Here is a 19,281-nt window from a genome sequence, read left to right as displayed (position 1 = left end):
TGACGCAGCGTCCGACGCGCGCTAAGCGGGCGGGATGATTTCGCGCCGATCCTTGCTGGTCACGGGCGGGGCCGGCCTTGGCCTTGCCGTCGCCTGGGCTGCCTGGCCGCGCCGCTATGCCGTAGATCTGGCGCCGCAGCGCGGGGAAACGCCGATCGGGTCGTGGCTGAAGATCGCGGAAAGCGGCCGCATCACGGTTGCCGTGCCACAGGCGGAGCACGGCCAGGGTGTCTACACCACCCTCCCGCAAATCGTGGCGGATGAGCTTGGCGCAGACTGGCGGACGATCGGTGTCGAAGCCGCGCCGCTGAACCCGGTCTATGCCAATCCCCTGGCGGCCAAGGCGCTCTTCGATGGCGGCCTCGCACACGTGCCCGATGCGATCCGGCGCGAACACTGGGTTCGTTCCGCCCTGCTGCTGACCGGCGGCTCCACCTCCGTGCGCATGTTCGAGGATGCGCTTCGAGAGGCAGGCGCCGCCGCGCGCGTGCTGCTGGCCAAGGCGGCGGCGGCGCGCTGGGAAATCGATTGGGAGCAGTGCGAAACCAGCGACGGCATGGTGGTCAGCGGCAATCGCCGCCTGCGCTTCGGGGAGCTGGCGGCCGCAGCGGCCGGTTTCGATCTGCCCGACGAGCTGCCACTGCGCATCGGCGATGAAGGGCGGCTTGCCGGCCAATCGCTGCCGCGGCTGGATGCGCCGGCCAAGGTGGACGGGTCGGCGAACTTCACCGCTGACGTGCGCCTGCCCGACATGGTGTTCGCCAGCATCGCGCAGGGGCCCGCAGGCGGCGCGAGCCGGCTGGTGCGGGTCGACAAGGCGGCGGCGGACCAGGTCCGGGGCGTTCTCGCTGTCGTGGAGAACGAACATTGGGTGGCCGCGGTCGCCAACAATGGCTGGGCCGCGATCCAGGGCGTGGCGGCGCTACGACCGCGCTTCGAGACGCGCGGCATGCTGGCCGATAGCGCGGCGATCGCCCGTGCGCTCGATGCCGCGTTGCAGGTCGAGGGCGATCGGCACGCCGGCGTCGGCGACATTGCGGATGTGCTGCGCGGCGATGTCGCCCGCGTCGATTATTCCGTCGGCATCGGCATGCACGCTGCGCTCGAAACGCCGACCGCCACTGCCTGGTGGCATGGTGATCGGCTGGAACTGTGGATCCCCACCCAGGCGCCGGGCCTGGCGCGTGCCGCAGCGGCGCGGGCGCTCAGCGTGGCCGAAAGCGCCGTGACGATCCATCCGATGCTGGTCGGCGGCTCGTTCGGCCAGTCGCTGGAACATGATGCTGTCGTGCAGGCCGCGATGATCGCGCTGTCCGTCAGGCGCCCGGTCCAGCTCACCTGGTCGCGGCGGGAGGCGATCCTGCATGATCGTGTCGGTGCCCCTGCCAAGGCCCGCATGGCCGCCCGCCTGTCCAGCGATGGGCGCATTCTCGGCTGGCATGCGCGGATCGCCACGCCGGCCACCGGCGCCGCTTTGACAGAACGGCTGCTGCACGCCGATCCGCTCGCCCGCATGACCAGCGCCCTGCCCCGCCGGGCGGATGGTTATGCCATGTCGGGCGCGGTGCCGGCTTACGGGCTTCCGGCGCTCGCCGTGGATCATCACCGCGCGGACATCGCCCTGCCGGTTGGGCATCTTCGCGGCAGCGCCGATCGGGCGAACGCCTTCTTCACCGAATGCTTCATCGATGAACTGGCGCACCGTGCCGGCGCGGAGCCGATGTCGTTCCGTATCGCCATGCTCGGGCACGACGCACGCCTCGCCCGCTGTCTCACCACCGCAGCGTCGCTTGGCGGCTGGGACGGCGGGCGGCCCGGCGGCGGACAGGGGCTTGCCTGCCACGCCATGGCCGGCAGCATGATCGCCGTGCTGGCCGAGGCACATCATGACGCCACCGGTCGTCCGGCGGTATCGCGCGTCGTCGCAGCGGTCGATTGCGGCCGCGCGATCAACCCGGATATCGTGCGTCAGCAGGTCGAGGGCGGCATCATGTTTGCCATCGCGCTCGCCACCGGCCGCTCGCCATCTTTTCAGGCCGGGATCGCCGACGCTCGCACGCTGGGCGATCATCGCCTGCCGCGCTTGGCCGACACGCCCGAGATTACCGTGGAGCTGATCCCGAGCGCCGCCGATCCGGGCGGCGTCAGCGATCTGGGCGTTCCCGCCGTCGCGCCTGCCATTGCCAATGCGCTTGCGTCCGCCACCGGCAACCGGCCGCGCCATCTACCGTTTGGACCTGCATGAAAAAACCAGCCGATCACCCGCCGATACCGCCACGTCGCGTGGGTGTGCTCCTGATCAACCTCGGCACGCCGGACGCGCCCGACGCGCCGGCGGTGCGCCGCTATCTGGCGGAGTTCCTGTCCGATCCGCGCGTGGTGGAATTGCCCAAATTGCTCTGGCAGCCGATCCTGCGCGGCGCGGTGCTGACCACCCGGCCAAAGAAGTCCGCTCACGCCTATCAACAGGTCTGGCGCGAGGATGGATCGCCGCTCGCCGCCATCACCCGCGCCCAGGCCCATGCGCTGGGGGGCGCGTTCGGGCCGGACGTCACGGTCGATTATGCCATGCGCTACGGCCGTCCCGCCATTGGCGATCGCGTCCAGGCGCTGAAGGATGCCGGGTGCGAGCGGATCCTGCTTGCTCCGCTCTATCCGCAATATTCCGGCGCCACGACGGCCACCGCGAATGACAAGGCGTTTGCCCGACTTGCCGTGATGCGCTGGCAGCCGGCGGTGCGCACCCTTCCGCCCTATCACGACGATCCCGCCTATATTGACGCGCTCAAGGCGTCGATCGAGGGCAGCCTCGCCGCGCTCGACTTCACGCCCGACGCGCTGCTGACCAGCTTTCATGGCATGCCGGAGCGTACGTTGCGGCTCGGCGATCCCTACCATTGTCATTGCCACAAGACGGCGCGCCTGGTGCAGGAGGCGCTTGGCCGCGAGGTGATGGTGACGTTCCAGTCCCGCTTCGGCCGCGCCAAGTGGCTGGAGCCCGCGACGGATGTGGTGCTGCAGGAACTGCCCGCCAAAGGCATCCGCAAGGTCGCGATCGTCGCCCCAGGCTTCTCCGCCGACTGCCTAGAAACGCTGGAGGAACTGGCGATCCGCGGGCGTGAAACGTTCATGGAGGCGGGCGGCACACACTTCGCCTATCTCCCCTGCCTCAACGACAGCGCGGTCGGCATGGATTTGTTGCGCACTCTCCTCGCCCGGGAGCTTGAAGGCTGGGTGGCGCTTCCCTAGCCTCGCCGGGCCTGAGCGAGGGAGAACGGAGCATGACACGGGTAGCGATCGTCACCGGCGGCACGCGCGGCATTGGTGAAGCGATCAGCCTCGCGCTGGAGGACTTGGGCCTGACCGTCGCGGCCAATTACGCCGGCAACGACGCGGCGGCTGCCGACTTCACCGAACGCACCGGCATCAAGGCGTATAAATGGGACGTGAGCGACCATGAAGCCTGCCTCTCCGGCGTTGCGCAAGTGGCGGCGGATCTCGGCCCGGTTGATGTGCTGGTCAACAATGCCGGCATCACGCGCGACGGCACGATCCTGAAGATGACCTATCAGATGTGGAAGGAGGTCATGGACACGAACCTTGGCGGCTGTTTCAACATGGCCAAGGCAGTGTTCCCCGGCATGCGCGAGCGCGGCTGGGGCCGGATCGTCAACATCGGCTCGATCAACGGCCAGGCGGGGCAGTACGGCCAGGTAAATTATGCCGCGGCCAAGAGCGGCATCCACGGCTTCACCAAGGCGCTGGCACAGGAGGGCGCGCGCGTCGGCGTGACGGTAAACGCCATCGCGCCTGGCTATATCGACACCGACATGGTGGCTGCGGTGCCCGCCGACGTGCTCGACAAGATCGTCGCACGCATCCCCGTCGGCCGCCTCGGCCAGGCGCATGAGATCGCCCGCGGCGTGGCGTTCCTCTGCTCGGAGGAAGGCGGCTTCGTGACCGGCTCGACGCTCAGCATCAACGGCGGCCAGCATATGTATTGAGCGGCGCAGGCGCGCCGCCGCCGCGAGGACGGGGCCTTTATTGGACCGTCTGCCACCGGGTCAGGCCATTCCGACGCGCAGATGCCGGTCCGGCAGCGTCGCCGCCACCTCCGCGCGCGCCTGGCGGACCGTTTCGGAAGTCGCGCCGCAGCGTCGCGGCAGCCCCACAAGGCTGAGCGCATAGCCGATGATCGCACTGCCCCCGTAACCCACAACCGGCGTCGGATAATTGCCCAGCGCGGCGGCCACGATCGTGGCGAACCAGATTGCGCCGAACACCGCATAGGTCGCCCGATTGTCCGCATCGCGGCGCCACCCGATGATCGCCGGGATCAGAAGCAGCGCCAGCCCAATCCATATCGCCAGGCCCGCACCGGCGTGCACGTCGAACGACGAATAGAGGATCTGGTCGACATACGGGACCGCGATCAGCGTGTCGGCCCGGACCATGGTTGCGCCAAAGGCCGCGACACCGGCGAACAGCGCCACCATGACGTGGCGATCGCGGCTGGTAGCCGCCAGCGCGGCGAGGCCCAGCGCAAGAATTCCCGCCATTGCCCGGTCGGGCTGCAGCGCCACGGCAGCAGCGGCAGCGACGATGCCAGCCGTGGCCAGCACGCTACGGGCGCGCGAGAAGGCGACCAGCATGAGCGGCACCAGGATCGAGCTTGGTTGAACGGCCAATCCACCCAGGCTCACCCAGCGCGCGGCACCATCCGCCCGCGCGCCGAGGAGCGCCGTCGCGAGCAACGCCGCTGCCATCGCCGCAATGGCTGCGCCGATCACCTGCCGCCCGGCCGTCTGGATCTGCCCGAGCAGCGCCAGCATCGTCAGCCCGATCGCCAGCGCCCCGGCGTTGATGCCCAGATAGCGCCCCGGCGCGCCGGCCACCGCCATATAGGCTAGGCCGAGAATGACGGCACCGATCGCACAGGCGATGCCAATCGTACGCGGGCGACGTGTCAGGGCGTCATTGATGTTCATGGCAGTGGAACCTCCGGCGAACGGATCGCCATCGCCGAGCCGCGAGGCGAAAGGCTGGGACAGATGCGATGCGATTGCCTGCGGGATGAGCCCGCACAGGCTGTGGATCGCGAACAGAAGGGCCGTGGTGTCGTTGGCGATGCCCGATGTCTCGCACCGGATCGCCCAGCCCCAGGATTGCAGCGCCGGCGGCAGCATCGCTTGAAGCGCCCGGCAGACGAGATCGGCAAGACGGCGGCGCAGCCCCGCATCGCCAGGCGTGAAACTCATATGATGGCCTCGCGGCGCTTCGCGGCCGGCGTTGTTGCCGGCACCGGCGGATTGGCGCGGGCAAGCTCCACCCCGCTGGCGGTCAGCCGATAGGCATGTCGCGGCGGGCGCCCGCCTTCGCTCGGCTGTTGCCATTCCGCTTCAAGGAAGCCTTGCGCCTCGAGCCGTATCAGGAGCGGGTAAAGCGTGCCGGATTTCACACCGGCAATCCGCGCCAGTTCATAGCCGTGCGACCAGCGGCCGCTGGCATCGAGCAAGACGGCCAGCACCGTTCGCGCATGAGGGGAAAGGGCACGCATACGCAACTTCTCTACCTAGGTAGACTATAAGTCAAATGATGATTTTGCTTCAGCAGGTTGCCGGCTGCGCCAACGTCACGGACGGACGGCAGCTTCCGCGAGCAAATGCCGCCTGCAGGGGCAAAGTAGGCCGGTGGTGGTGCCGCTTGAGACGGGCAGTCGCGTGAACCATTCAGTGCGATCGGCGGCCTGCTCGCTTCCTTGCAAGCACGGGAGCGGCAAGCCCCTTCCAACCGGCGCACTGCAGCGCCTACACCCTAGCCCATGTCGCTTGCCGATCGCTTTCACCTCGCATTGCCGTTGATCCAGGCGCCCATGGCTGGCGTGTCGACGCCGCTGCTCGCGGCCGAGGTGTCGGAGGCGGGCGGGCTGGGGTCGATCGGCGTGGGTGCGACTGACGCGGCCGGTGCGCGCATGATGATCGAGGAGGTTCGCGCGCGCACTGCCCGCGCCTTCAACGTCAACCTGTTCGTTCACGGTCCCGCATTTCCGGATGACGCTCGGGAAGCCGCATGGCTGGCGGCGCTATCGCCACTCTTCGCCGAGTTTGACGCGACCCCGCCCGCGCACCTCCGCACGATCTATCAGAGCTTTGCCGACGATCCGGACATGCTCGCGATGCTGCTCGAGGTGGCGCCGCCCGTTGTCAGCTTCCACTTCGGCCTGCCGCCTGCAGATATGCTCTCGGCGCTGCGCGGGCGCGGCATTTATCTCATGGCCACGGCGACGAGTCTCGCGGAGGCACGCGCGATCGAGGCCGCCGGGCTCCACGCCGTGGTGGCGCAAGGCTTCGAGGCGGGTGGTCATCGCGGTGTCTTCGATCCGTCCGCCCCCGACGATTCGCTCGGCACAATGGTGCTGACACGATTGCTGGCGCGGCAGGCAAGCCTGCCGGTGATCGCGGCGGGAGGGATCATGGACGGCGCCGGCATCGCGGCCGCGCTCGACCTCGGGGCCGCTGCGGCGCAGCTTGGCACCGCCTTTGTGGCCTGCCCCGAATCTGCGGCGGACGAGGGCTATCGCCGCGCCCTGACCGGCCCTGGTGCCTGTCACACGGCGATGACGTCGCTGATTTCGGGTCGACCGGCACGCGCGCTCGCCAACCGGTTTACCGCCTTGGCCGATCGGCTCGCCCACCTTCCGCCCCCCGATTATCCGATCGCCTATGATGCCGGAAAGGCGCTGCACGCGGCCGCCAAGGCCACGGGCGAGTTCGGCTTTGGCGCGCAATGGGCCGGCCAAGGTGCGCCGCTTTGCCGGTCCATGCCCGCCGCAGACCTGGTCCGAACGTTGAAGGAAGAATGGCAACGCGCGCGATCCTGACGGCTGCACCATGCACCGGGGCACCCGCCGGCTGCGACTTGCCCCACCCTGCGAGCAGAAAGTAGCGTGGCAGCCCGCCCGGTCGCGCCGAATGCATCACGCTCGGGGTAGCCGCCCGCTACGCCTTACCCGCGCCGGGCGAGCAGAAGAAGGGGTGGCGGCGCGCGCTGCCCGGACGGATGCATCATGCACCGGGGCACCCGCCGGCTGCGCCTCGCCGCCCGTGGGAGCAGAAGAAGGAGCGGCAGCGCGTGCGGTCGCGCCGAATGCATCACGGCCGAGCTAGCCGCGGCTACGCCTTACCCGCGCCGGGCGAGCAGAACGTAGAACGGCAGCGCGCGCGCCTGACGGATGCACCACGCTCCGAAATTAGCCAAAAGCCGACGTTGCTGATGGGATCGTGCAAAGAGGCTCCTATGGCGAGCATCGGGCAAGAGTTCACCGACACATTGGATGGACAGCTTAGTGGCGATCCGAAGCGGAAATGGATGGATCTCAAGCCGCTCATGGGGCTTCCGCTGTTCCCCGGGTTCGTAATTGTAGCTTGTATGCCAACAGCATCAATCGCGGCGAACACGGCTATGACCATCACCATCATTGTCGATTTGGCGTGGCTGGTACTCATCTTCAAACGATGGAAGGTCAAAGCGGCAGCATTCACTCCGGCCACTCGCTTTTCACATGATCCCGCCGGCTACTAAGCGACAAAGCAGTGTCCGCTAACCACCAGTTTCGGCCGCTCACGATCGCGGTGCAGGCACCCGAAAGCGGACAGGCTGCTCGCGCCCAATTGCAGACGCCGCCCGGTCATGGGATCATGTCCGAATGGAGGCGACCATCTTGAAGGGTGACACGGTGTTGGGAACCGGCGTTATCCAGCATCTTGACCCGCCAATGGGCGTGGCGTTTGGACCGTTCACCCCATCCAGGCGATACAGCGCATACCTTCATGCGAACACGATGGACGGCGAATACCTCGGGGATAAGGCCACCGACTTCAATGCGCTCGTGGATGGTGCCCCCGTTCAGGCAGCCGCCATCGCTATTGAAGATTGGTCGAAATCGCTGGGCGAGTTTCATTTCACGATCTGGTTTCGCGAGGGCAAGGAGTATGATCCTCTCTTCCGGGATCACGCGGACTTCAAAGCCTACTATCCCGACGCTCGATAGGTCCGCTTCCTCCCAATTCCGGCCATCCGCGCTCACGTTGGCGGCACCGGAAAGCGGACTGGCAGCAAACGCCCAATTGCCCGCGCGTTGCCCGCTCAGGGCGAGCAGATCCCCGTCAGCGCCCTTCGCTATTCTCCAGAAACCAGCGGTACGTCGCCGCGATGCCCTCGCGCAGGCTGATCCGCGGCTGCCACCCCATGTTCATCAGCATTCGCGAGTCCATCAGCTTGCGCGGTGTTCCGTCGGGCTTGCTCGTGTCGCGCACGATCTCGCCACCGAAGCCGACCGCCTCGGCCACCATCTGCACCAGTTCAGCTATGGTCACGTCATCGCCGAAGCCAACGTTGACGTGGCTCTCGCCCGAATAGGTGCGCATCAGGAACACGCAGGCATCGGCCAGATCATCGACATGGAGGAACTCGCGCCGCGGCGTGCCCGAGCCCCAGATCTCCATCCCCGTCGCGCCCGCCAGCTTCGCCTCATGCGCCTTGCGGATCAGCGCTGGCAGGACATGGCTGGATTGCAGGTCGAAATTGTCGCCCGGCCCATAAAGGTTGGTCGGCATGGCGGAAATGAAGTCCCGCCCGTGCTGCTTGCGATAGGCCTGCGCCAGCTTGATCCCGGCGATCTTGGCGATCGCATACCATTCGTTGGTCGGCTCCAGCGGCCCCGTCAGCAGCGCATCCTCGCCGATCGGCTGGGGCGCGAACTTGGGGTAGATGCACGAGGAGCCGAGAAACATTAGCTTCTCCACCTCATGAACATGCGCCGCCTCGATGATGTTCGCCTCGATCATGAGGTTGTCGTAAAGGAAGTCGGCCGGATAGCTGTCATTGGCGAGGATGCCGCCGACCTTGGCCGCGGCGAGAAATACGGCCTGGGGTCGGTGAGCGGCGAACCAGGCGCGCACCGCCGCCTGATCCTTGAGGTCGAGCTCCGCGCGGCTGGCCGTCAGAACGTCGCAATTCTCGTCGGCAAGCCGCCGCACGATTGCCGAGCCCACCATGCCACGATGCCCGGCGACGAACACCGTCTTGCCAGCAAGGTCGAAGGGCTGACCGGTCATTTCAGGCGTCCTTTGCGATCGGCGCGGTTTTCATCTCTTCGAGATCGGCCAGCACCATCTCGCGGGCCAGATCGCGCACTGGCGTCTCGTGCGTCCAGCCCAGTTTCGCCTTCGCCTTGGCCGGATCGCCGATCAGCAGGTCCACTTCGGTCGGACGGAAATAGCGCGGGTCGATCTCGACCAGGCAATTGCCCGTTTGCGTGCAATAGCCCTTCTCGTCCACCCCTTCGCCCTCCCAGCGCAAGGAGATGCCGACATCGGCGAACGCCCATTCCACGAAGGTGCGTACCGGCGTCGTCTCGCCGGTCGCCAGCACGTAATCGTCGGGTTCGTCCTGCTGCAGCATCAACCACATGCCGCGGACATATTCGCGCGCATGGCCCCAGTCGCGCCGCGCGTCGAGGTTGCCGAGCCACAGCCGCTCCTGCCGCCCGAGCTTGATCGCCGCCGCCGCGCGGGTGATCTTGCGCGTGACAAACGTCTCCCCGCGCAGCGGGCTTTCGTGATTAAATAGGATGCCGTTCGACGCGTGCATGCCATAGGCCTCGCGATAGTTCACGACGATCCAAAAGCCGTAGAGTTTCGCAACGCCATAAGGCGATCGCGGATAGAAAGGCGTGGTCTCGCGCTGCGGCACCTCCTGCACCAGGCCGTACAGCTCCGAGGTCGACGCCTGATAGAAGCGCGCCGTCTTTTCCATGCCCAGGATGCGAATCGCCTCCAGCAGCCGCAAGGTGCCGACCGCATCGGCATTCGCGGTATATTCCGGCGTCTCGAAACTCACCGCGACATGGCTCTGGGCGGCGAGATTGTAGATCTCGGTCGGCTGCGTCTGCTGGACGAGGCGGATGAGGTTGGTCGAGTCCGTCAGATCGCCGTAATGGAGGTGGAAGCGCGGGTCCTCATCATGCGGGTCCTGATAGATATGCTCGATCCGCCCCGTGTTGAACGACGACGAACGCCGCTTCACGCCATGAACCTGATATCCCTTCGCCAGCAGCAGCTCCGCCAGATACGATCCGTCCTGCCCCGTCACCCCCGTGATCAGCGCGACTTTCCGCTCCGTCATGTCATCCCTCCCCCAGGTGAGACGATGCTAGGGCGTGGCCATGTGGGCAACAAGGCGAGCGGCCATGGGTTTGATCCATAATGGGCCTATGTCGCGCTAGTGCAACGCAGCGGACCTGATGCTCGCAGCGCAGCAACGAAGAACCGCGCGCGGCGTTGACCCTCTCGAAGCGCTGGCGCACAGCGAGCGCCAGATGGATGCAGTGATCGAAGAAATCGATCACACTGACCTAATGTAAACGGTTCAATCGTTTGCTGCGGCGCACTATCTGGAGCCAGCACTTACGCAAGGAGATACGCATGTCGCTTATCGGCACGACCATCAAGCCGTTCGAGACCCAGGCCTATAAGGAAGGCAAGTTCGTGACCGTCACCGACGCGGACACGCGCGGCAAGTGGGCGGTGTTCTTCTTCTATCCGGCCGACTTCACCTTCGTGTGCCCGACCGAACTCGAGGACCTCGCCGATCATTACGAGACGTTCCAGAAGATGGGCGTCGAGATCTATTCGGTGTCGACCGACACGCACTTCAGCCACAAGGCATGGCACGATACCTCGCCGGCGATTGGCAAGATCAAGTTCACCATGCTGGGCGACCAGAACCACACCATCTCGAACAACTTCGACATCCTGCGCGCGGGCCAGGGCCTGGCCGATCGCGGCACGTTCGTGGTTGATCCCGATGGCGTGATCCAGCTGATGGAGATCACCAGCGAGGGCGTCGGCCGCAACGCGGTGGAACTGCTGCGCAAGATCAAGGCGGCGCAGTATATCGCGGCGCACCCGGGTGAGGTCTGCCCGGCGAAGTGGGAAGAGGGTGAAACCACGCTCGCCCCGTCGCTCGACCTCGTCGGCAAGATCTGAGCCTAACCGCTCCGATGACGGACGGGGCAGCGTATCCGCCCCGTCCACACCGCTACGTCATGCCGGGCTCGTCCCGGCATCCAGACCTCCGCAGGCGCATCAAGCGTTGAGTGCGCGGAACCCTGGACCCCGGGACAAGCCTGTCTTGAGCGCCTGCCTTGGCAGGCAGTCGAAAGGCCCGGGGTGACGGCGTGAATGGTGGCAAGCGCCACCCCCCACCAACCACCTACCTTCACACCAGCGGTGCGGCGTCGCCCCCCCCTGCGCTCCCCTCCCCCCCTTGGCGCAGGGCCGCACCGCTGATGTGAAGGCAGCCAGCAATCACAGGAGGGCTAGATGCTCGACAATAATCTGAAGACCCAGCTCAAGGGCTATCTCGCCAACATTCGCCAGCCGATCGAGCTGGTCGCCTCCGCTGACGATCGCGCCAAGTCGCGCGAGATGCTGGAGCTGCTGGACGAGATCGCCGCCCTCTCCGATGACGTCACCGTCATCCGCGCCGATGACGACCAGCGTCGCCCCTCTTTCCTCATCCGCCGCACCGGCACCGACGTCGCCGTGCGCTTCGCCGGCGTGCCGATGGGCCATGAGTTCACGTCGCTCGTCCTCGCCCTGCTCCAGGTCGGCGGCCATCCGTCGAAGCTGTCGCAGGAGGTGATCGCGCAGGTCCAGGCGCTCGACGGCGACTATCAGTTCGAAAGCTATTTCTCCCTTACCTGCCAGAACTGCCCGGACGTGGTGCAGGCGCTGAACCTGATGAGCGTCCTCAATCCCCGCATCCGCCACGTCGCGATTGAGGGCGGCGCGTTCCAGGGCGAGGTCGAGGCGCGGCAGATCATGTCGGTGCCGGCGATCTTCCTCAACGGCGAGCCGTTCGCTCAGGGGCGCATGGATGTGGAGCAGATTCTCGCCAAGCTCGACACCGGCGCTGCCGCGCGTACCGCGGAAAAGATCGCCGCCAAGGAGCCGTTCGAGGTTCTGGTGGTCGGCGGGGGCCCCGCCGGCGCGGCGGCGGCGATCTATTCGGCGCGCAAGGGCATCCGCACCGGTATCGCGACGGAGCGGTTCGGCGGCCAGGTGCTCGACACCATGTCGATCGAGAATTTCATCTCGGTCAGCCACACAGAAGGCCCGAAGCTGGTCGCGCAGCTCGAGCAGCATGTCGGCGACTATGACGTCGACGTGATGAACCTGCAGAAGGCGGCGAAGCTTGTTCCCGCGGCCCGCGAGGGCGGCCTTCACGAGGTGACGCTGGAAAGCGGCGCGACGCTGAAGGCGCGCACGGTGATCCTGTCGACCGGCGCACGCTGGCGTCAGATGAACGTGCCGGGCGAGGACGCCTATCGCAACAAGGGCGTGACCTACTGCCCGCACTGCGACGGCCCGCTGTTCAAGGGCAAGCGCGTCGCGGTGATCGGCGGCGGCAACTCGGGCGTCGAAGCGGCGATCGACCTTGCCGGCATCGTCGCGCACGTCACGCTGATCGAGTTCGATCGCGATCTGCGCGCGGACGCGGTACTCCAGCGCAAGCTTGCCAGCCTGCCGAACGTGAAGGTCATCACCTCCGCGCTCACCACCGAGGTGAAGGGCGACGGCAGCAAGGTGACCGCGCTCTCCTACAAGGATCGCAATCACGACACGGCGCACGAAATCGAGCTGGAAGGCGTGTTCGTCCAGATCGGCCTCGTGCCCAACACCGAATGGCTGAAGGACGCCGTCGCGCTCTCCACGCGCGGCGAGATCGAGGTGGATCATCGCGGCGAGACTTCCCAGCCGGGAATCTTCGCCGCCGGTGACTGCACCACTGTGCCCTACAAGCAGATCGTGATCGCCATGGGCGAAGGCTCCAAGGCGTCGCTCTCTGCCTTCGACTATCTCATCCGCCTGCCGGCCGACCTCGCCGAGGCGGCCTGACCGCTCCGGCCCGATGCCACCACCGGCATCGGGCCACTGCCGGTCCGCCCTTTGCCCCGATATTACCGACGACGGCGCCTGCCAGTCGGTACTTCCGATGCGCCCGTCCCCCATCCTCCCTTGTCATGACGGCGCCGTAATGCTCCTGCCATAAGCGGGGCGACAGAAGGGGAGCGACACCATGACCTATCTCGTCACCGGCGCGGCCGGCTTCATCGGCGCGGCCGTGGCGCACCGGCTGCTGGACCGTGGCGAGACGGTCGTCGGGATCGACAATTGCAACGATTACTACCCCGTGCAGCTCAAGCGGGATCGGCTGGCGCTGCTGACGGCGCGGCCGGGATTCACCTTTGCCGAAGTCGACATCGCCGATAACGCCGCGCTCACCGCCGCGCTGGCGCCGCACCGGATCACCCACATCATCCATCTCGCCGCGCAGGCGGGCGTGCGCTACTCGCTCACCAACCCGCATGCCTATGTGCAGTCGAACCTGGTCGGGCAGGTCAACATGCTCGAATATGCCCGCAGTCTCGATGGCTTGGTGTCGATGAGCTACGCCTCGTCCAGCTCGGTCTATGGCGGCAATACCAAACTGCCCTTTGCGGAAGACGATCGGGTGGACGGCCCCATCTCGCTCTACGCCGCGACCAAGAAGGCGGACGAGCTGATGGGCAATGTCTATGGCCATCTCTACCGCCTGCCGCTGACCGGCCTCAGGTTCTTCACCGTTTATGGCCCGTGGGGGCGGCCGGACATGGCGCTGTGGCTGTTCACCGACGCGATTCTGAAGGGCAAGCCGATCCGGGTGTTCAACAACGGCGACATGAGCCGCGACTTCACCTTCATCGACGATATCGTCTCGGGCGTCGTCGCGGTAACGGACAGCCCGCCCGTCGATGACGGCACCAGCCCGCCGCACCGCGTCTACAATATCGGCAACAACAAGCCCGAACAGCTCCTGCGCATGATCGACGTGCTCGAGGATGCGATCGGCATCAAGGCGGTGCGCAGCCTGGAGCCGATGCAGCCCGGCGACGTGCCCGCGACCTATGCCGACATCACCGCCATTGCCCGCGACCACGGCTTCGCGCCGACCACCCCAATCGAGGTCGGCATCCCGCGCTTCGTGGACTGGTTCAAGGAATATTACGGCCTGAACTGAGCCGGACCAGCCGTATCATCCAAACCGTCATCCCGGACTTGATCCGGGATCCATGGTTCCGCGCACACTGACGCCGAAGCGGTCGCGGCATGTTGGATCCCGGATCAAGTCCGGGATGACGGCCGGCACGTGGCAAACGACCGCTTCTCATCGCTGTCCTACACGCCTCCCACCCATTATGTTCCCCATACGTTCTCACAACGGAGGGGCATCATGATCGACGATCTTATCCACGCCGTGATCGACCGCGAGGGTGGCTACAGCAATCACCCGGCCGACCGCGGCGGCGCGACTCGCTGGGGCATCACGGAAGCGGTCGCCCGCGCCAACGGCTATGCTGGCGAGATGCGCCATTTCGCGCGCGAGGCCGCCGCCGCGATTTACCGCCGCATCTATTGGCAGCGGCCGCGCCTCGACGATGTCGCGGAGCGTGCGCCGCTGATCGCCGCGGAACTGTTCGACACCGGGGTCAACATGGGTCCGGCCGTCGCCACCGGCTTTCTCCAGCGCGCGCTCAATGCGCTCAATCGCGGCGCGCGTGATTACCCCGACGTGCTGCTCGACGGTCGCATTGGCCCGCAGACGCTGGCCGCGCTGGACCGCTTTCTCGTCATCCGCGGCGCGGCCGGCGAAACCGTGCTGCTCAAGGCGATCGAGGCGCTACAGGGCGAACGCTACCTCTCGCTTGCCGAGCGCCGCCCCGCCAATGAGGCATTCCTCTACGGCTGGCTCGCCAACCGCCTCGGCTGAAGGAGAAGGTCCATGGCATTGCTTGATGCGATCATCGGTCCCGTCGCCGGGCTGATCGACAAGATCATTCCCGACCCCGCGGCGCGCGAGGCGGCGAAGCTCGAATTGCTGCGGCTCGAGGGCTCGCAGGAACTCGAACGGATCAAGACCCAGATGGCTGCGGTGCTGGCGGAGGCCGGCTCGCCCGATCCCTGGACCAGCCGCGCCCGACCGAGCTTCCTGTACGTCATGTACGTGCTGCTGCTCTGGTCGATCCCCATGGGGATCATCGCCGCGGTCAGCCCGGTCACCGCGCGGACGATTGCGGGCGGCATGAACGCCTATCTCGCCGGCATCCCCGAGCCACTCTACGCGCTCTTCGGCACCGGCTATCTCGGCTACACGGTCGCGCGAGAATGGGGAAAAGCGAACGGGCGGTAACTTGATCCCTTTTGTGCGCGAGGTTCGTGAAGTTTGACGTGGATTGCCACCACACACCCCGTTCGTCCTGAGCTTGTCGAAGGACGTGTCCCAGACGATGCGCCTGGCTACGCGCACGTCGACAGGCTCAGTGCGAACGGAGGAGAGGGAACGCTGTTGCGCCGCTTACCTGGCACCCTACATCCGCTTCCATGAGTGAACAAAGCAGCATGCCGGTGTGGCACGGCACGACGATCCTTTCGGTGCGGCGCGGTGGCAAGGTGGTCGTCGCGGGAGACGGCCAGGTTTCGATGGGGCAGACGGTGATGAAGCCGAATGCGCGCAAGGTCCGCACGCTCGGTCCGGAGGGAAAGGTGATCGGCGGTTTCGCGGGCGCCACCGCCGACGCCTTCACCCTGTTCGAGCGGCTCGAGGCGAAGCTGGAGCGCCACCAGGGCCATCTGATGCGGGCCGCGGTGGAGCTGGCCAAGGACTGGCGCACGGACAAGTATCTGCGCAACCTGGAGGCGATGATGATCGTCGCCGACAAGGATGTGTCGCTGATCCTCACCGGCAATGGCGACGTGCTGGAGCCGGAGGCGGGCATTGCCGCAATCGGTTCGGGCGGCAATTACGCGCTCGCCGCGGCGCGGGCGCTGGTTGATTACGAACAGGATGCCGAAACGATCTGCCGCAAGGCGATGGGCATCGCGGCCGAGGTCTGCGTCTATACCAATGACCGGCTCGTGGTTGAGACGCTCGACAGCGCGAGCTGAGCCCAGCAGGGCGAACATCCTTCTCCGTTCGCCCTGAGCTTAGCACGACGAGCTTCCTTCTCCGTTCGCCCTGAGCCTGTCGAAGGGCGTGTCCCAAGCGACTCCGCCCGCGGCACGTGCTTCGACCCGCTTGGCACAAACGGACGGGGGCAATTCACGGCAAACGCTAAGCGCTTGTCTTTGCCCCCGTGTCCGTCCAATCACGGCGCCCATGATCCTTCGCACTTCCACCGCCGGGCGCTGGATGGCGGCCGGCGTCGCGGCGCTGTCGCTTGTCGCCTGCTCGCAGGGTGACGCCCGTCCCAAAACGGCCTCTTCCAAGGCACCGCCGCAGCCTTATTCGCGCGATCCCTATCCTTCCACCTACCGCGCCTATCCCGGCGTGCCGACGGTGGTGCGCAACGTCACCATCTTCGATGGCGAGGGCGCGCGGATCGACAATGGGCAGGTGCTGTTCGCCGACGGCAAGATCGTGGCGGTCGGCACGAGCGTGAACGCACCGGCGGACGCACAGGTGATCGACGGCACCGGCAAGTGGGTGACCCCCGGCGTCATCGACATCCACAGCCACCTTGGCGATTACCCCACCCCCAGCGTTCAGGCGCACAGCGACGGCAACGAGGCGACCGGTCCGATCACGGCGGATGTCTGGGCCGAGCATAGCGTATGGCCGCAGGATCCCGGCTTCAGCCGCGCACTGGCGAACGGCGGCGTCACCACGCTGCAGATTCTGCCCGGCTCGGCGAACCTCATGGGCGGTCGCTCGGTCACGTTGAAGAACGTCTATTCGCGCACCATGCAGGGCATGAAGTTCCCCGGCGCGCCTTACGGCCTGAAGATGGCGTGCGGCGAGAATCCGAAGCGCGTCTATGGCTCCAAGAACCGCCAGCCTTCCACCCGGATGGGTAATGTCGCGGTCGACCGCGCGACCTGGGCGAAGGCGCAGGATTATCGCCGCAAGTGGGACAAGTATGAGGCCGATGGCGGTGAGCCGCCGTCGCGCGACATCGCCATGGATACGCTGCGCGGCGTGCTCGCGGGCGAGATCCTGATCCAGAACCACTGCTATCGCGCCGACGAAATGGCGATCGTCGAGGATATGGCGAAGGAGTTCGGCTACAAGGTCACCGCCTTCCACCACGCCGTGGAAGCGTACAAGATCGCCGATATCCTGAAGGCGAACGGTACCTGCGCCGCCGTCTGGGCCGATTGGTACGGTTTCAAGATGGAGAGCTATGACGGGATCGGTGAAAATCTCGCGATCCTGGAAAAGGCCGGCGCCTGCGCCATGATCCATTCGGACGACGAGAACGGCATCCAGCGGCTGAACCAGGAAGTGGCCAAGGTGCTCGCCTCCGGCCGCCGTGTCGGCATCGACATCGCGCCCGAAGTCGCGTGGAAGTGGCTGTCGCTCGGCCCGGCGAAGGCGCTCGGCATCGCCGACCGGACCGGCAGCCTCGTGCCCGGCAAGATGGCGGATGTGGTGCTGTGGAACGGCAATCCGTTCAGCGTCTACACCCGCCCCGACAAGGTCTGGATCGACGGCGCGCTGCTGTACGACGCCCATGATCCCAAGCGTCGCCCGGTGAGCGACTTCGAACTTGGCCAGCCCGGCTCGGGAGACGTCAAGTGAAGCGCGCCCTGCTCCTGCTCGCCACCATGCTGGCGACGCCCGTGGCCGCGCAGACGGTGGCGATCACCAATGCGACCGTCGCGATCGGCGATGGCTCTGCCCCGATCGAGGGCGGCACCGTCGTGTTCCAGAACGGCCGCATCGTCGCCGCCGGCGCCGGCGTCGCGGTGCCTGCGGGCGCTGAAGTGATCGACGGGCGCGGCAAGTGGGTCGCCCCCGGCTTCGTCGCTGGCTTCAGCGACCTTGGCATCACCGATGCCGCGGGCGTGCAGGAAAGCAACGATGCCGGTGCCCGCACCGCGCCGTTCAACGCCGCGATCGATGTGTCGGTGGCGATCAATCCGGCCGAGGTGAAGATCGCCAATGAGCGGCTCGGCGGCGTCACCCGCGCTTTGGTCGCGCCGGAGGCCGCCGGATCGATCTTCGCCGGCCAGGGCGCGGTGATCGACCTGGGTGATGATCCGCAGGCGGTGTTGCGCCCGCGTGCCTTTCAGTTCGTGGAACTGGGCGAGGGCGGCGGGCGGCTCGCCGGCGGCTCCCGCCCGGCGGCCTATGCAGCGCTGCGCGACGCCTTCACCCAGGCGCAGGACTATCGCCGCAACCCCGCCGGCTTTGGCGGGCGCGAGAAGGAATCCCTGGTCAAGCGCGGCGATGCCGAGGCGCTGCTGCGCGTGCTCGACGGCGCCGTGCCGCTGGTCGTCCATGTCGAGCGCGCCAGCGACATCTTCACGGTGCTTGCGCTGCCACGCGACTACCCCAAGCTGAAGCTGGTGCTGACCGGCGTCAGCGAAGGCTGGATGGTCGCGCGCGAGATCGCCGCCGCGCGCGTGCCGGTGATCGCCGCTGCGCTTGCCGATCTGCCCGCGCACTTCGAATCGCTCGGCGCGACGGAATCCAACGTCGGCCGCATGCGCGCCGCCGGCGTTCAGGTGGCGCTCGCCTCGACCGGCAACAACGGCGGTGAGCACAATCTGCGGCAATATGCCGGCAACCTCGTCGCGATCACGCAGATACCCGGCCATACCGGGCTGAACTGGGGCGACGCGCTGGCGTCGATCACCTCCGGCCCGGCGGCGGCGCTTGGCATGGATGGGGAGATCGGCTCGCTGCGCGTCGGCCGCCGCGCCGATGTGGTGCTGTGGGATGGCGATCCGCTGGAGATTTCCTCCGCGCCCACCGCGGTATGGATCGATGGCCGGGCGCAGCCGATGCGCTCGCGCCAGCTTCAGCTGCGCGACCGGTATCTCGTGCCCACCGAGGGCGCACTGCCAAAGGCATATGAGCGCTGAGGATTTGTGACGTTTAGCCGCTCCGTCATGCCGGGCGCGTCCCGGCATCCACCTGACCGTGCATTTGCCGGCGTCGGGCTCGCGGCACGGTGGAGGCCGGCACAAGGCTGGCATGACGTTGTGCGATTGGCTCGCTCCACACCCCTGCGTTATCCCGGACTTGATCCGGCATCCAACGTGCCGCGTAGGCTGTCGCCTCGGCGTTCGCGCAAGCATGGACCCCGGATCAAGTCCGGGATGACGATCTGGATAGGCTTGCATCCCCGGAGTAATGTTCGCCCTGAGCTTGTCGAAGGGCGTGCCCCGGCCG

At 66.7% G+C, this 19,281-nt stretch carries 18 protein-coding genes; 14 read left to right on the top strand and 4 right to left on the bottom strand.

The features are described from left to right. Positions 1–34: 34 nt before the first annotated feature. From BMX36_RS13510 to phbB, 3 genes are read left to right on the top strand one after another with little or no spacing between them, the layout of a single operon-like run. On the top strand, positions 35–2,245 hold the full coding sequence (locus BMX36_RS13510) for a xanthine dehydrogenase family protein molybdopterin-binding subunit (RefSeq protein ID WP_093066173.1): 2,211 nt from the start codon (positions 35–37) through the stop codon (positions 2,243–2,245). Beyond that, the gene (gene hemH, locus BMX36_RS13505) at positions 2,242–3,249 is read left to right on the top strand and encodes a ferrochelatase (protein WP_093066171.1); all 1,008 of its coding nucleotides are present in this window, start codon (positions 2,242–2,244) and stop codon (positions 3,247–3,249) included. Before BMX36_RS13510 ends, hemH begins: the two co-directional genes overlap by 4 nt. 32 nt (positions 3,250–3,281) lie before the next feature. Continuing rightward, on the top strand, positions 3,282–4,004 hold the full coding sequence (phbB, locus tag BMX36_RS13500) for an acetoacetyl-CoA reductase (protein WP_093066169.1): 723 nt from the start codon (positions 3,282–3,284) through the stop codon (positions 4,002–4,004). A 60-nt stretch (positions 4,005–4,064) separates the two neighbouring features. On the opposite strand, the gene BMX36_RS13495 is transcribed toward phbB, so the two are convergent. Together BMX36_RS13495 and BMX36_RS13490 are read right to left on the bottom strand one after the other, a co-directional pair. Continuing rightward, positions 4,065–5,258 (bottom strand): hypothetical protein, encoded by a 1,194-nt coding sequence (locus BMX36_RS13495; RefSeq protein WP_093066167.1) that lies wholly within the window; start codon positions 5,256–5,258, stop codon positions 4,065–4,067. After that, positions 5,255–5,557: a PadR family transcriptional regulator gene (locus BMX36_RS13490; RefSeq protein WP_093066165.1), complete on the bottom strand. Its 303-nt coding sequence runs from the start codon at positions 5,555–5,557 to the stop codon at positions 5,255–5,257. The genes BMX36_RS13495 and BMX36_RS13490 overlap by 4 nt, the downstream gene beginning before the upstream one ends. 264 nt (positions 5,558–5,821) lie before the next feature. Between BMX36_RS13490 and BMX36_RS13485 the strand changes: the two genes are divergently transcribed. From BMX36_RS13485 to BMX36_RS13475, 3 genes are all read left to right on the top strand, one after another. After that, the gene (locus tag BMX36_RS13485; RefSeq protein WP_093066163.1) at positions 5,822–6,880 is read left to right on the top strand and encodes an NAD(P)H-dependent flavin oxidoreductase; all 1,059 of its coding nucleotides are present in this window, start codon (positions 5,822–5,824) and stop codon (positions 6,878–6,880) included. Between the two features lie 416 nt (positions 6,881–7,296). Continuing rightward, the gene (locus BMX36_RS13480; protein ID WP_066776532.1) at positions 7,297–7,581 is read left to right on the top strand and encodes a hypothetical protein; all 285 of its coding nucleotides are present in this window, start codon (positions 7,297–7,299) and stop codon (positions 7,579–7,581) included. A 124-nt stretch (positions 7,582–7,705) separates the two neighbouring features. Continuing rightward, on the top strand, positions 7,706–8,050 hold the full coding sequence (locus BMX36_RS13475) for a hypothetical protein (protein ID WP_066776534.1): 345 nt from the start codon (positions 7,706–7,708) through the stop codon (positions 8,048–8,050). Positions 8,051–8,165: 115 nt separating this feature from the next. Here BMX36_RS13475 and BMX36_RS13470 read toward each other — a convergent pair whose 3' ends face one another. Next, entirely contained in the window at positions 8,166–9,116 is a 951-nt protein-coding gene (locus BMX36_RS13470) for a GDP-L-fucose synthase (RefSeq protein WP_093066161.1), read from the bottom strand. Position 9,117: 1 nt separating this feature from the next. Further along, on the bottom strand, positions 9,118–10,185 hold the full coding sequence (gmd, locus tag BMX36_RS13465) for a GDP-mannose 4,6-dehydratase (RefSeq protein WP_093066159.1): 1,068 nt from the start codon (positions 10,183–10,185) through the stop codon (positions 9,118–9,120). A gap of 299 nt (positions 10,186–10,484) precedes the next feature. On the opposite strand from gmd, the gene ahpC reads away from it, so the two are divergent. From ahpC to BMX36_RS13425, 8 genes are all read left to right on the top strand, one after another. Beyond that, positions 10,485–11,048, top strand: a complete 564-nt coding sequence (ahpC, locus tag BMX36_RS13460) for an alkyl hydroperoxide reductase subunit C (RefSeq protein ID WP_066776277.1) — start codon at positions 10,485–10,487, stop codon at positions 11,046–11,048. A 336-nt stretch (positions 11,049–11,384) separates the two neighbouring features. Then, positions 11,385–12,962, top strand: a complete 1,578-nt coding sequence (gene ahpF / locus BMX36_RS13455) for an alkyl hydroperoxide reductase subunit F (RefSeq protein WP_093066157.1) — start codon at positions 11,385–11,387, stop codon at positions 12,960–12,962. 181 nt (positions 12,963–13,143) lie between these two features. Beyond that, entirely contained in the window at positions 13,144–14,124 is a 981-nt protein-coding gene (locus BMX36_RS13450; RefSeq protein WP_093066155.1) for an NAD-dependent epimerase/dehydratase family protein, read from the top strand. A gap of 210 nt (positions 14,125–14,334) precedes the next feature. After that, positions 14,335–14,874 (top strand): glycoside hydrolase family 108 protein, encoded by a 540-nt coding sequence (locus tag BMX36_RS13445; RefSeq protein ID WP_093066437.1) that lies wholly within the window; start codon positions 14,335–14,337, stop codon positions 14,872–14,874. Between the two features lie 12 nt (positions 14,875–14,886). Further along, the gene (locus BMX36_RS13440) at positions 14,887–15,294 is read left to right on the top strand and encodes a holin family protein (RefSeq protein ID WP_093066153.1); all 408 of its coding nucleotides are present in this window, start codon (positions 14,887–14,889) and stop codon (positions 15,292–15,294) included. A 209-nt stretch (positions 15,295–15,503) separates the two neighbouring features. Beyond that, positions 15,504–16,049 (top strand): ATP-dependent protease subunit HslV, encoded by a 546-nt coding sequence (gene hslV / locus BMX36_RS13435; protein ID WP_082746191.1) that lies wholly within the window; start codon positions 15,504–15,506, stop codon positions 16,047–16,049. A gap of 244 nt (positions 16,050–16,293) precedes the next feature. Then, positions 16,294–17,682, top strand: coding sequence for an amidohydrolase (locus BMX36_RS13430; protein WP_177179151.1), 1,389 nt, complete (start codon positions 16,294–16,296; stop codon positions 17,680–17,682). Next, a complete protein-coding gene (locus tag BMX36_RS13425) occupies positions 17,679–18,971 on the top strand; it encodes an amidohydrolase family protein (RefSeq protein WP_093066149.1) in 1,293 nt (430 codons plus the stop codon). The genes BMX36_RS13430 and BMX36_RS13425 overlap by 4 nt, the downstream gene beginning before the upstream one ends. Positions 18,972–19,281 lie beyond the last annotated feature (310 nt).

Origin of the sequence: Sphingomonas sp. OV641, assembly GCF_900109205.1 — a bacterium.
Taxonomy (GTDB): domain Bacteria; phylum Pseudomonadota; class Alphaproteobacteria; order Sphingomonadales; family Sphingomonadaceae; genus Sphingomonas.
Note: the sequence above shows the minus strand (reverse complement) of the source record. Positions and strands in the feature narration are given on the sequence as shown.